The sequence below is a fragment of the Aliidiomarina iranensis genome, assembly GCF_003987135.1.
Classification (GTDB): Bacteria; Pseudomonadota; Gammaproteobacteria; order Enterobacterales; family Alteromonadaceae; genus Aliidiomarina; species Aliidiomarina iranensis.
Genome location: NZ_PIPJ01000005.1, coordinates 112,961 through 126,349, shown reverse-complemented (window position 1 = coordinate 126,349; position 13,389 = coordinate 112,961). Strand labels below are relative to the sequence as shown.

At 45.9% G+C, this 13,389-nt stretch carries 10 protein-coding genes; 3 read left to right on the top strand and 7 right to left on the bottom strand.

Features of this window, described 5'->3' with window-relative positions; all coding sequences use genetic code 11:
* Nucleotides 1-30: 30 nt before the first annotated feature.
* The 6 genes from pstA to CWE08_RS08230 form a co-directional block, all read right to left on the bottom strand.
* On the bottom strand, nt 31-1,683 hold the full coding sequence (gene pstA, locus CWE08_RS08255; RefSeq protein WP_126767473.1) for a phosphate ABC transporter permease PstA: 1,653 nt from the start codon (nt 1,681-1,683) through the stop codon (nt 31-33).
* 11 nt (nt 1,684-1,694) lie between these two features.
* Complete coding sequence (locus CWE08_RS08250) at nt 1,695-3,956, bottom strand: ABC transporter permease subunit (protein WP_126767439.1); 2,262 nt, start codon at nt 3,954-3,956, stop codon at nt 1,695-1,697.
* A 58-nt stretch (nt 3,957-4,014) separates the two neighbouring features.
* Complete coding sequence (locus tag CWE08_RS08245) at nt 4,015-4,989, bottom strand: PstS family phosphate ABC transporter substrate-binding protein (RefSeq protein ID WP_126767438.1); 975 nt, start codon at nt 4,987-4,989, stop codon at nt 4,015-4,017.
* 120 nt (nt 4,990-5,109) lie between these two features.
* Entirely contained in the window at nt 5,110-6,417 is a 1,308-nt protein-coding gene (gene phoR / locus CWE08_RS08240) for a phosphate regulon sensor histidine kinase PhoR (protein WP_126767436.1), read from the bottom strand.
* 120 nt (nt 6,418-6,537) lie between these two features.
* Entirely contained in the window at nt 6,538-7,224 is a 687-nt protein-coding gene (gene phoB / locus CWE08_RS08235; RefSeq protein WP_126767435.1) for a phosphate regulon transcriptional regulator PhoB, read from the bottom strand.
* A gap of 166 nt (nt 7,225-7,390) precedes the next feature.
* Nucleotides 7,391-8,425, bottom strand: coding sequence for a porin (locus tag CWE08_RS08230; RefSeq protein WP_126767433.1), 1,035 nt, complete (start codon nt 8,423-8,425; stop codon nt 7,391-7,393).
* Nucleotides 8,426-8,714: 289 nt separating this feature from the next.
* Here CWE08_RS08230 and CWE08_RS08225 point away from each other — a divergent pair, with 289 nt between their 5' ends.
* The 3 genes from CWE08_RS08225 to srmB all read left to right on the top strand — a co-directional run bounded on the left by CWE08_RS08225 (nt 8,715) and on the right by srmB (nt 12,780).
* Nucleotides 8,715-10,478, top strand: coding sequence for a sensor histidine kinase (locus tag CWE08_RS08225; RefSeq protein WP_198677130.1), 1,764 nt, complete (start codon nt 8,715-8,717; stop codon nt 10,476-10,478).
* A gap of 69 nt (nt 10,479-10,547) precedes the next feature.
* Nucleotides 10,548-11,480 carry a recombination-associated protein RdgC gene (rdgC, locus tag CWE08_RS08220; protein ID WP_126767430.1) on the top strand — a complete coding sequence of 311 codons (933 nt, stop codon included), beginning with the start codon at nt 10,548-10,550 and terminating at the stop codon, nt 11,478-11,480.
* Complete coding sequence (gene srmB, locus CWE08_RS08215) at nt 11,470-12,780, top strand: ATP-dependent RNA helicase SrmB (RefSeq protein WP_126767429.1); 1,311 nt, start codon at nt 11,470-11,472, stop codon at nt 12,778-12,780. Before rdgC ends, srmB begins: the two co-directional genes overlap by 11 nt.
* Here the strand turns inward: srmB and CWE08_RS08210 are convergent.
* The gene (locus CWE08_RS08210) at nt 12,775-13,119 is read right to left on the bottom strand and encodes a VanZ family protein (protein WP_126767427.1); all 345 of its coding nucleotides are present in this window, start codon (nt 13,117-13,119) and stop codon (nt 12,775-12,777) included. The two genes, srmB and CWE08_RS08210, sit on opposite strands and share 6 nt — an antisense overlap.
* Nucleotides 13,120-13,389: the final 270 nt, after the last annotated feature.

Genomic DNA, 13,389 nt, shown 5'->3' with positions numbered 1-13,389 from the left:
CCTATCGAAATTGAATTCGGCTGCTAGCACTTAGTGCTCTAGCGCTCTGAATTTCTCACGTAAGCGATTACGCACGCCAATTGCCGTTAAGTTCAAACCTACGATAACCGTGATTAGTAGGAATGAAGTTGCGTATACTAACGGCCGTGCTGCTTCAACGTTCGGGCTTTGGAAGCCAACATCATAAATGTGGAAACCAAGGTGCATAAATTTGCGATCTAAGTGCAGATACGGGAAGTTGCCATCCACCGGTAACGCCGGTGCTGATTTCACAACGCCTACGAGCATTAGTGGCGCCACTTCGCCAGCAGCACGCGCTACCGCTAAGATCAGCCCGGTCATGATTGCCGGGGAAGCCATCGGCAAAATAATCCGCCAAATCGTTTCCGCTTTTGTAGCCCCTAAAGCAAGAGAACCTTCACGCACCGCACTAGGAATCCGCGATAAACCTTCCTCGGTAGATACAATAACCACCGGCAAGGTTAAAATTGCTAAGGTTAATGCCGACCAGAGCACACCCGGAGTACCGAAAGTTGGGTTCGGTAATGATTCCGGATAGAAAATTTGGTCGAGGGTGCCACCCACCATGTAAACGAAGAAACCAAGGCCAAATACACCATACACAATGGAAGGAACACCAGCCAAATTGATTACCGCAATCCGAATAAGTTTGGTAACCGAGTTTTTACCTGCATATTCATGTAAGTAAATCGCTGCGATTACTCCGAATGGCGTTACGATAACCGACATCAACAACACCATAAACACGGTGCCGAAAATAGCTGGAAATACCCCGCCCTCGGTATTTGATTCACGCGGATCTTCAGTGAGGAACTTGCCGATTTGAGAGAAGAAATATCCCCACTTCTGGAGCAAATTCATATCATTCGCCCAAGTAGCATTGAGCACCATATTCATGCTCATGCGCACTTCTTCGCCGCGCATATCGATCATAATTACGCCATCACGCTCACTTTCAGCGCGCACGGCGAATAACCCCTGCTCAATCTCGCGGTATTCAGCTCGTAATGCTTCTTCTTGGGCCTGAATTTCAGCTTCGGCCGCCTCGGTGTAACTATTATCTAACTGCAGGCGGCGACGATCTAACCGTAACTGTTCAAGCTCATAGTTAATTCGCGCGATTGGACCTTTCGAAATCGCTTCCGCTTCATTTCTTAATTCCAATGCACGCGCCATGCGCTCCCGTAATTCAACCTTTATGTCATCTCCCGAAGAGATAACAGATTCGCCATTTTCGAGCACATCGTGCAGATAACCATAAAAGTTACCATTACGAGCACGTTCCAACACCACCAAATCCTTTGGTGTATCCATGCTCACTACGTCGGGTTCAAGAATCCAAGTGAAATCTAAAGGAACGAGCTCACGGTTGCCGATTTTCACGAGATACCGAGTAACGAACTCACCTTCTATTTGGCTAACATCGGCCCCAGCATCCGATAAGCGAGTAACCGGAATCTGTTCACGTTCATAAATTTCACCAATAATCGTTTGCCGTTCTGTATCACTGAAATGAAATTCATAAATATCTGCAGGCCAGAAAAAGCTGAGGCCGCGCCATGCGATTAGGGCAACCAAACCAAGTACAGCGATAAGTGCAACACTCACACTACCGGCTGTCATCCAAATCCAAGGCGAACCTGATTTAAACCAATTATTCATCATTGCGCCCCTTACATCGAACTGTATTTTTCACGCAAACGTTGGCGCACAAACTCAGCCACCGTATTAAACGCAAACGTGAATACAAACAACACAAACGCTGCTAAGAAAAGAATACGATAGTGCGTACTACCCACTTCCGATTCTGGCATTTCCACTGCAATGTTTGCCGATAAGGTGCGCATACCCTCAAAGATATTCCAATCCATGATCGGCGTGTTACCCGTGGCCATGAGCACAATCATGGTTTCGCCAACCGCACGCCCTAAGCCCATCATTACCGCTGAGAAAATACCTGGGCTAGCAGTTAATAACACCACTCGAGTAAGCGTTTGCCAATCTGTGGCACCCAAGGCTAAAGAACCGCTTGAGAGATGCTTAGGTACACTGAATACAGCATCTTCGGCAATTGAGAAAATGGTGGGGATAACCGCAAACCCCATGGCAATACCCACAATCAGCGCGTTACGTTGGTCAAAATCAATGCCTAACGTATTGGTTAAGTAACCTCGAGTATCACCCTCAAAGAACCAAAGTTCTAAGGTGCTGCTCATGGCAAATGAACCCCAACCTACCAGCAGCACAACCGGAATCAACAACATAGCCGCACGGCCATCCGTTACTTTGTTGCGAATATTTTTTGGCATCAGGTGCCATGCAAAGGCAGCTAGTAGAATCGAAAGTGGTAGCAGCAACATAAAGGCGATAAAGCCGGGCAACTGATTTTCAATTAGCGGCGCTAACCAAAGGCCAGCTAGGAAGCCCAAAATAACCGTAGGAAGTGCTTCCATGATCTCAATGGTGGGCTTCACAACTTTACGTAGCGCGGGTGTCATGAAATAGGCAGTGTATACAGCCGCTGCTAAGCCGATAGGTACCGCAATTAGCATGGCGTAAAACGCAGCTTTAATAGTACCAAACGAAATAGGTACTAAAGAAAACTTCGGCTCAAAACTATCGGAGCCTGATGTTGATTGCCAAGTGTAGCCGGGCTCATCATAGTTTTCGTACCAAACTTGGCCCCAAATACCGCTCCAACTCACTTCAGGGTGTTCGTTGTTGAGCACCATGATGTGCAACTCACCATCACTTATTCCAGCAAGATAATTAGCGCGCGGGCCTACGGCCACTTGCTCAATAGCAACACCCGCTGGGCTACCTTTGAAAAGTTCGCGCTGTGAAGTAGTGTGATAAATACCCACCTCACCCGTTGCGGCTACCGCATAGAAGCTGCGGCGATATTGTTCCGGCACAATATCAGCCACCGGAGCTTCAAGATTAAAGCTTCGAATCGGCTGGAACTGGCGCTCACCATCGCCACTCACTTCAAACCACTGGCTGATGTAACCCGAATCATGGCCAATCATCAACGAGCTCTCGCCGGCGAGTAACGCCAAAGAAGTTATGGCACCGCGGCTACCATCGGTAGAAATTATTTGGCTCTCAGAGATGTCATTCATATCTTGCAAATTGAAAATATGAACGCGCTGATCGCCGCTACCATTTACCTGCACCATCAACTGGCGCAAATTAGGTGTGAGTAGCAATTCACCAACCGCACCACGTACTGGAATCTCGGCACCTTGGCTGCTCCAAGTGAACCGGCGGGTCATCATGTTTTGGCGGCCAGTTAAGCGATTTACAACTATTCGGTTATCTGCCGTAAGCGCTGCAAACATCATGCTATCGCCATCACGCTCGAAAGCTAAATGCTTGATAGCCGCTCCCTGGGGATCAATCACCACAGGTTCTTCGCCGTAGGGTTTTGTTAATGAGGGCTCAATTGAGCGCACATCGTTTGGATAGGTTATTTGAAACTCAGGCCGAATAACCAAAGCAGAACCATCATCAAATCCCACCGCATAATCACCGGTAGCTTGGCTTGCACGTGCTACTGCTGTAACGTCGGCTGCTGTATTGGCGAGGTTAGATTCAAGCAACACCTCGCCACCCTGGCGTTCGCTATCAAGGGTACGCAAATGAAAAAAGGTAAAGCGGCCATCAGCTGTTACCCGATAGCCAACTTCTGCTCGAGCTTCCATACCAAGCAAAATAGTTTCAGCTTGGCTACCTGGAATCGCGTAGCGTTCGCCCTCTTCAATGGAGGCCGATTTAAAAATAGGCAGCACCACATAGAGGAGATAGAAAAAAATCAGCAGGAGCGCAATTAAAACCAAACCGCCGCCAAGGGTTACCCCAAAGCGAGCGGCTCGATCTTTTATTAGGCGCGTCCGACCTGCAGAAAACTGCGAGGAGGTCTTCGACATTGCCATATATAAATAAATCCTAGTTACATATTGCTTGTTAACGTAGTGATTCGTTACGAACTATTTACTCTTCCCACAAGCCTAATGCGCGAAGATCTTCTTCCACAACAGCGGCTGGTAATGGAACATAGCCATCGTTATTTACAATCTTCTGGCCTTCATAAGAAAGCATTAACTTCACGAATTCAGCAGTAACTGGATCGAGCGGGCGATTCGGGTGCTTGTTCACATACACGTATAAGAAACGGGATAATGGATATTCGCCACTGCCAGCAGTTTCAGCATTCACTTCGATGTAATCCGTGCCGTTACCCCATGCCAACGGTAATGCCCGCACACCTGAAGTAAGGTAACCTATACCGGAATAACCGATCGCGTTAGTAGAAGTAGAAATCGATTGCACTACTGATGCTGAACCTGGCTGTTCGTTCACGCCATTTTTGAAATCACCGCTACATAAGGCGGCATCTTTAAAGTAACCATAAGTGCCTGACACTGAATTGCGGCCGTATAACTGAATATCACGGGTAACCCAGTTACCTGTTAAACCAAGATCACCCCAACGGTTAGCATCTGAATTGGCACCACAACGACGGGTAGACGAAAAGATAGCATCTACCTGCTGAATGTTTAGGCCTTCTAGAGGGTTATCTTTGTGCACAAACACAGCTAATGCATCAATCGCCACACGAATTTCAGTAGGTGGGTAGCCGTTGCGGCGTTCGAAGGCTTCTATTTCACGAGGGCGCATCGCGCGGCTCATAGGCGCCATGTTCGAAGTACCTTCAGCTAACGCTGGTGGCGCAGTAGATGAGCCGGCGGCTTGTACTTGTAACGTTACATTCGGGTAATATCGCTGAAACTCTTCTGTCCAGTATGTCATTAAGTTCGCTAAGGTATCTGAACCTACCGATGATACTGTTCCAGAAATACCACTCACACTTTCGTATGGTCTTAAGTTTTCATCCACTTCGGCACTGGCTGTTCCAGCCATTAATACCGTAGCCGCAACAACACTAAGCATCGTTTTAAATTTCATAGCCATCTCCGATGGGTTATTGAATCAACGATCACAGTATATGGCGTGAATATGACAGCAATATGACAATTATGACAATTTTAATTCAGCCCCATCAATCCTTGATAATCTCTATGGTTATCAATTCGTTGTGGTACTTACTAATTCAGGTGAAATACGAAAATAAAATCTACTGCCCGCACCTATCGTGCTTTCAACTTGAAGCTTCGAGCGGTGGTGCTCTAACGCATGCTTTACAATGGATAAGCCTAGACCAGTTCCGCCAGAACTGCTATTCCGATCTTTTTCCACGCGATAAAAACGTTCGGTTAATCTTGGTATGTGCTCGGCAGGAATGCCGGGGCCAGAATCACTCACTGCGAACTCAGCATAGCCTCTATTAAGCTGCCAGATCACCTTAATAGTGCTGCCTTCTGGGCTATATTTAATCGCGTTGGTAATCAAGTTCATAGCCGCGCTGCGAAGTTTATCCTCGCTTCCCCAAACTGATAAATCAGGTGTAATCGCTAAATCTAGATGTATGCGTTTTTCCTGCATAACGGGGCCAAGTTCAGTGATAATATCGTTCAGTACTCGGCTCATGGCTACTCGTTTACTGAAGTTATCCTGAGTTTGCGCTTCCATCCGCGAGAGCTCGAGCAATTGATTCACCATTTTTTGCATGCGTTGGGTTTGTCCCTGCATATCGCGCACGGCTTTTTCCATCATTTGTGGCGGTAAATGCTCTCCATCCTCCAGCATTTCCAAATAACCATTCATAACGGTGAGGGGGGTTTTTAATTCATGAGAAACGTTGGCCACAAAATCTTTACGCATGCGCTCAAGTTTTCGAAGTTGGGTAACATCTCGAGCGATCACTAAAAGTTGTGTGCCGGAATAAGGCATGATCCGTAACTCTAATTCGCGCTGATCACCCGTAGGTGAAACAAGGGTTATAGCTTCACGAAAATCACCTTTATCGAAATATTTTATAAATCTTGGGTACCGAATAAGGTTGGTGATACGAATGTTTTTATCGGCGGGCCAGCGGATCCCAAAATAAATCTGCGCGAGTTTGTTGGTCCACTCTAAACTCCCATCGGCATTTAACACCATACCAGCATCAGGAATCGCCTCTGCCGCTTGGCGAAAACGCTGCAGCAATATAGATAACTGCCGACGCTTCGATTGTGCACGGCGCAGCGTTCCATAGATGCCATCATATATATCACTCCAAGCACCCGGAGCACTTGGCGGTAGAGTAGTTCTGCTTTGCCACAACCAGCGGTTCAAGCGCTGAAAAAAGAAAAAATTCCAGGCTACCGAGCAAGCCAGGCCAATGGCTAACGCTAGCCAGAGCCCATCGAGCAACCATCCTACTAGCACGAAAGGTAACAGCCAGAGTAGAAGCCTTATAGCTAAACGATACAGCGAATAATGCCGTTCCATTATTATTCCATCATCCTTTCATTACCGTTTTTTTAGCGCTCTATTAGCGTTTCATTACCGTTTTTTTAGCGCTCTATTAGCGTTTTATTAGCGTTTCACCAGTGCTTCATTGCCGATTAATTAGCGTGTAGAAAAGCGATAACCTACGCCACGTACAGTTTGCACCAAGCGATCGTGGCCGTGCTGTGAAATTGCTTTTCTAAGGCGGCGAATATGCACATCAACGGTTCTATCTTCCACATAAACATTAGTGCCCCACACATGATCAAGCAATTGTTCACGGCTATATACGCGTTCAGGGTGAGTCATGAAAAAGTGCAACAAACGAAATTCAGTGGGGCCCATATCCAACGATTCACCGTTAGCTGAAATGCGATGAGATACAGGATCAAGCACTAAACCATCAATATCAAGGAGTTCATCGAGGCTAGTAGGATTAACCCGGCGAAATACAGCACGCATACGAGCAATAAGTTCTTTCGGCGAAAAAGGCTTTGTCATGTAATCATCTGCACCTACTTCCAAACCTTTGATCTTATCTTCCTCTTCACCACGTGCGGTAAGCATGATGATCGGAATGTGCCGCAAATGCTCGGTTGTTTTTACTTTTCGAGCCAACTGGATACCGCTTCCGCCTGGCAGCATCCAATCAAGTAAAATCATATCTGGGTAGGGTTCAACCATTAATTCAAGCCCTTGTTGATAATCAGCTGCTTGCAACGGTTGGTATCCATGTTGTTCTAAAACGAAGGCAAGCATCTCGCGAATGGGCGCTTCATCTTCAATTATTAACACTTTACTTGGCATAAGGCTCCACCTATCCACTTAATAGTGTTGCTATTATGAGAACCCTGTATGACGGTTTTATGACGAAACAACCTTTTTTTAACGGAATAACACGCTCAAGTGCAATTTTTAGCCTCACCCAATTTTAGGTGTACTAAATTTTAGGCTTCCATTAATCAACTTGATCCTAAAAATTCCAAAGCAAGCCTAATGAAATGGCAAAGGGATCATTACCTGTTGGTACCGAGAGGCTTTTACCCCGTCCACTTGAGGCAACATTGGCAGTTCCTAGCTCATCATTATTCGTATGAGCTGCCGAAGCGTAAAGCGTTACGCCAGTATCAAGTTCGCGGCTGATACCAAGGCTAATCATCATTGCATCCATGTCATCGCTATCGTTTACGTCACGGAAATATACTTGTGCTCGCAAACTGTATTCCGCATCTAGTGCATAAGCGCCGGTGATTCCAAGAGTTTCAATGGTACCGGTATCCATACCACTGGCGTGTTGATAAAACAGTGCGTTTGTCCATGCGCCTTGCTCCCGAATTAGAGCAATACGAGTTGCCTCTAAGGTTTCCAAATCGGCTCTATCTTGTTGCTCAAACCCGATCATGGCTTGCCATTCATTCATCTTGTATGTGAGTGATGTACTGAATGCATCAGTGTCTGTATTGGTGTTCGCGCCAGATTCTTCACTCGTCCCGTAATGAGCCATCCAGGTTAAATTGTATTTAGTGGGTGATGTGTAATGCACGCCACTCTTAAAGCGCCGATCAAAATTCATCTCGCCGCCACGAGCCAAGTTTCGGCCATCACCCACTTGATCCCTAAATTGCTCCACCGCATTAATAACCCGTTTAGTGGGGGAATCATAATAGCCTGCCCGCACTGTGCCCCACTTACCTCGCAAACCGATAAAGCTATTGCGCGCAGAAAACGTACTAGAACCATCAGAAACGTTAACGCCTCTTTCAATTTGCCCGAGTAATTCCAAATCGCTACTTAACTGGTAGTTCACTTTAAAGCCAACACGGCTACTATTGCTTGATACGTTCAAGCCACCATCATCGCCATCGTTCAGATAATCGCCGGACACATGTAAACGCCCATAAAAATCAATTTCCGGCGCTGGATTGGTATTCCCATAAGCAGAGAACGATAAGCTAGCTAGCACAGTAAGCACCAAACTTGGCCGAAAAGAAGGTTTTTGGAATGTCATTTCGTGTCTCCGGTAACGCCTGCGCTAAGCACAAGCAGTGTCGTCATTTTGAAGAAATAAAGGTTTGGTTAAATGCTCATTTATTCGCCGAGTATAACGTATTGATGAATCTTATGTATCGGTTCAATTACATTTATGCTTCTATTTTATGCATAATTTATGTCAAAAATATTACAGGCAACGATTCTACAAAACGATTCGGTTGCATTTAAATAGGCGAAGCTGCAATCTATGCGCTGCTGATTTCGTTCTACTACACCACATTTGAGCTACAGGTGAGAGAATTTTCGTGAAACATGCCAACACTCAAGTAAAATCGCACTCAAGCCGAAGTATTACACGGACCTTGCTCACGAGCGTTCTCACGGTTTATTTTTTGCTAACGCTTATTATTACCAGTGGCCAAATCGCAGCGGAATATCAAAATACCCGTAATAGCTTGCTTAACGATCTTCGCAACCAGCATTATACCTTTGCGAGCAGTATCACTCGCTCTCTTTGGGAGTTCAACGAACTACAAACCGAAGATCTCGTCGAAGGCCTAATTAATGTTCCAGCAATCAGTGGCGTTATTGTTCGCGATGATGAACAGCGCATTTTAGTGCGTAAGGGCATCACCGATTCAGCGTTGGATTTCAGCACTTTAGAAACCGCTGGACCGATTCCGGAAAAGCAAGGTACCTTTGGTTATTATAGCCCACTCGTTTTTGAATTTGGTAATACCTCACAGCTCGTTGGCGATATTATTTTACTTTCTAATCGCGATGTTACTATCGAGCGTTTAACACCTAGCCTTATCCTGCTCATTTTTGCCGCAATAATAAAAAGTAGCCTACTCATCCTTCTATTTTCACTCGCCTTTCGCTTTTATTTACGCACACCTCTAGAAGAACTTATTCGGCAAATACAAAACTTTGACCCTGAATCTGTGGAAACATCGAGTATTCAGTTGCAGCAACTAGAGAACAACGAATTTAGCCTCTTAGAAGATGCCTACAATGACCTTCTGCAACGATTACGAGAGCACCAAATTCAGCTTGCAAGCGCACAACAAGAGTTAACCAAAGCAAACCGCAAGCTTTCCGAGCAGAATTCGGTTTTGGCCCAAGAAGTAGCTGAGAAAACAATGGGTATTAGCAATTTAATGCTCGATCTTGATCGCCGCCGCCATGAGCTAGAGGTGCGCCAACAATCGCTTGAGCATGAAATTCATCAACGCCGAATAACAGAATCGAAATTAAAACAAAGCAACAAGGAATTAGCTGACAGCGTGGAGTTTTTGCAGCAAGCGCGCCAACAACTTTTAAACAGTGAAAAAATGGCAGCTCTAGGTAATTTAGTAGCAAGTATCAGCCATGAAGTTAACACGCCCATTGGAATTGGCATTACCGCATCGTCTTTTTTACGTGAGGAGCTTTTAAAACTTCAGCAGCAGTTCAAGGATGACAAATTGACCGCCAAGCAACTACAGAACTCTCTTAACCATATTGCAGAATCTGCAGAGCTGATCGAAACCAACCTTAATCGAGCCAATGAACTTATGCATGGATTTAAGCAGGTTGCCGTAGATCAAAGTTCTGAAGCCATGCGCACGGTTGATGTTAAAGAATATGTGCAGCGAATCATTAAAACCTTAAGGCCGAAACTGCAAAAGCAAAATGTTCAGGTACGAGTGAACTGCCCAAATATTCTCGCTCGCTTCATTACCGGCGGGCTGGCGCAAATTCTTACAAATATGATTGTAAATAGCTTAACCCATGGGTTCTCCGAGCAGCAATCTGGCGAGATAACGATAACTATTCAGCACAACGAAGAAAAGTTAGAGGTTAGCTATGAAGATAACGGAATTGGGATGAGTACACAGGCGCTGCAACGGATTTTCGAACCCTTTTTCACTACCTGTCGCGATCAAGGCGGCAGCGGTTTAGGTACGCACATCATTCATGAGCTCGTTACCGAGCGGTTGCAAGGTGAAATTTCGGTGGCCAGCGAACCGGGCCAGGGTTTACGGTATCATTTTAGTTTTCCGATAACTTTAATTAATGCAACCTGACAGACCAACGATACTCAGGTATTATGCGGCATCATTTATCACCCTCGCCTACTTGGAGCATCCGCAATTATGTGGTTTAAAAACTTGCGCGTTTATCAATTTACGCAACCGTTCACTTGGTCTGATGAGGCCGAAAAACTGCTAGAAGAGCGGCGTTTTACGCCTTGCTCACGGCAGGAACCTGCAAGTTTTGGTTGGGTGCCTCCGGTAGGTGAAGAGAATGGCCCTTTGCTGCATCGAGTGGCGGATAATTTATTGTTTTGCGCAAAGAAAGAAGAAAAAGTGATGCCCGCCAGTGCGGTAAACGCGGAGTTAGATCAACTACGTGAGCAATTTCAGCAAGAAAACGCACGCCCTATGCCACGAAAAGAGCAACAAGCCGCGAAAGAAGATATTGTCCATCGCTTGCTTCCACAAGCATTGAGCAAGTTTGCGGTAACTTGGGCAATGATCGATTTAACCAACCAACGCTTGCTCGTGGACACTTTGAGCGCGAGCCGTGCAGAAGATCTCACCGCACTTCTGCGTAGCTGTTTAGGCTCTCTACCGATAAAACCTTGGGGTGCAGAACAAACTGCAGAAGTGTTTTTCACCGAGTGGCTCAAGCAACAATCGGCGCCAGCACCTTTTGAGTTTGGAATGGAGGCGGAACTTCGTAGTTTTGGTGAGGATGAATCGATTGTTCGATTTAAACAGCACGATTTAACCACTGATGAACTCAACCTGCACTTACAGCATGGAAAACTAGCAACACAAGTTGCGTTAGAGTGGGATGAACGGCTAAGCTTCTTACTAACCGATGATTATGCGGTTAAGCGCATTCGCTTTAGTGATGTGTTGAAAGAGCAACGCGATGATTTGAATCCTGAGAGCCGCGCTGAGCAGTTAGACGTTGATTTTGCGCTAATGAGTGCCGAGTTAAACCAGTTAATCATTGAACTAAGCCGTATCTTTGCGGTTTCCGATAAAGCTAGCACGGAGTTGTCTGCGAATGAATCCTGAATGGGATCAGCTCGAACTTGATTCGGCACTAATAAATACACTGTTGGATGCAGGCTTAATGAAGCCCACTAAAATTCAGCAGGAAGTGATTCCTTTAACGCTTGACGCTCGCGATGTGCTAGCGGCATCTCCCACGGGTACTGGCAAAACACTAGCCTTTTTGTTGCCTGCGATTCAGCATTTAATTGATTATCCTCGCCGATCTCCGGGATCAGCGCGCGTTTTAGTACTCGCGCCAACACGAGAGCTTGCAGAACAAATCGGCCGGCAATCAGAAATATTATGCGCGGCTGTTGGCCTTACTTCCCTAACGGTTACCGGTGGCGTGAATTTTGGCAGCCATACGGGTGCATTTAAAGAAAACCTTGATATCGTTATCGCTACTCCCGGGCGCTTACTCGATTATTTAGGTGATGAAAAGTTTAGTGCTGAAGCGCTGGAAATACTGGTGTTGGATGAAGCCGACCGCATGCTTGATATGGGCTTTCGCCAACCTGTAGAGCAAATTATCAATGAAGCCATGAACTTGCGCCAGCGCCTCTTATTCTCTGCTACTGCAGATCACCACACCCTTGCAACCTTTAGTAAACAGGTGCTCGCAAAGCCGGAATTTATCAATGTTGAGCCGCCACGCCGAGAGAAAGGTAAAATTCATCAATGGGTGCACATTGCCGATGACGCTGAACATAAACAAGCCCTTCTGAAACACTTGCTGGGGGATTTCAACGGTCGCGTTTTGGTGTTTGTGCGTAAGCGCGAACGTGCTCATGAGCTAGCCGAAGCTTTACAGCGTATGGGCTATGGCGCGGTAGCTATGGAAGGTGGTTTGCCCCAAGATGAACGGCAGAAACGTTTAAAATCGTTTTCCGATGTTCGTCAACGTATCTTGGTTGCCACCGATGTAGCGGCTCGTGGCTTAGATATTCCCGATGTTGAATTAGTAGTTAATTATGATTTACCTCGCAAAGGCGATACCTTTTTGCACCGCATTGGCCGTACTGGCCGAGCCGGTAAAACAGGTACAGCGATTGCGCTGGTAGAGGCTCATGACGCCGAAAACCTTGGCCGCATTGAACGCTATCTTACCGAGCGTTTAGAGCGCAGATTCATTCCTGAACTAAGGCCTAAATTCAAGTTTCCAGAGCCACACAAGAAATCAAAATCTAAGAAAAAGAAAAAGGCATTAAAAGGAAGTAAGAGTAGTTCACCTAAGGGCACCAAACAAAAAGGTGCGCGCCCGAATATGAGCACGGTGAAAGGAAAACAAAAAGTAGACCCAATCAAAAAACGCAGCTCATAAGCTGCGTTTTTTTCTATTTTTGTAAAGCGCTCGAGCTAAATAAAAGGCTAAAACGCCGAGCATATCGGCTACCACATCCAAAACTTCAGCGCCCCTGCCTGGAATGTGATGCTGCACTATCTCAATAACAACGGCGTAAACCAATAATAGCGGGATGGCTATTAACAAACGCGCTCGAAAAGCAAGATGCATGGTGGTTGCTAAAATAAAGAAAAGCCCAAAGTGAACTACTTTATCGGCATTCGGAAAACTAGCTGCGGCCGGAGTGGGTGGTGTTTGCACAACAAATAGAGCAGAAACCACAACAACAACCAGCAAAAATAAAATACGCCAAAACACCTGTAACATTATCCTTATTCAAATGAACTTTATTTGCGCCTAAAGGAGCACAAAACCGAGTTCCTTCTATTTACTCTCTCGGCTTTTTCTTCCAGCTAGCTCTCTCTGTTTGCTTCCTCAGCTAGTTCTGTCAATCTTTTCTCAGATTTAAAACTGCCTAGGGCTAACAACATTGGCTTCGCAAATTAAAAAACGCTGTTGTGAGTAGTGAGTGTATCCTGTTTCTGGGTAAATCGGAAAAAGGAATCTGCAAAAGCGATGCAGATTCGC

Bases quoted from the DNA above. Each gene is read 5' to 3' on its own strand.
- pstA (WP_126767473.1), bottom strand. From the start codon at position 1,683: ATGAATAATTGGTTTAAATCAGGTTCGCCTTGGATTTGGATGACAGCC.
- CWE08_RS08250 (WP_126767439.1), bottom strand. From the start codon at position 3,956: ATGGCAATGTCGAAGACCTCCTCGCAGTTTTCTGCAGGTCGGACGCGC.
- CWE08_RS08245 (WP_126767438.1), bottom strand. From the start codon at position 4,989: ATGAAATTTAAAACGATGCTTAGTGTTGTTGCGGCTACGGTATTAATG.
- phoR (WP_126767436.1), bottom strand. From the start codon at position 6,417: ATGGAACGGCATTATTCGCTGTATCGTTTAGCTATAAGGCTTCTACTC.
- phoB (WP_126767435.1), bottom strand. From the start codon at position 7,224: ATGCCAAGTAAAGTGTTAATAATTGAAGATGAAGCGCCCATTCGCGAG.
- CWE08_RS08230 (WP_126767433.1), bottom strand. From the start codon at position 8,425: ATGACATTCCAAAAACCTTCTTTTCGGCCAAGTTTGGTGCTTACTGTG.
- rdgC (WP_126767430.1), top strand. From the start codon at position 10,548: ATGTGGTTTAAAAACTTGCGCGTTTATCAATTTACGCAACCGTTCACT.
- srmB (WP_126767429.1), top strand. From the start codon at position 11,470: ATGAATCCTGAATGGGATCAGCTCGAACTTGATTCGGCACTAATAAAT.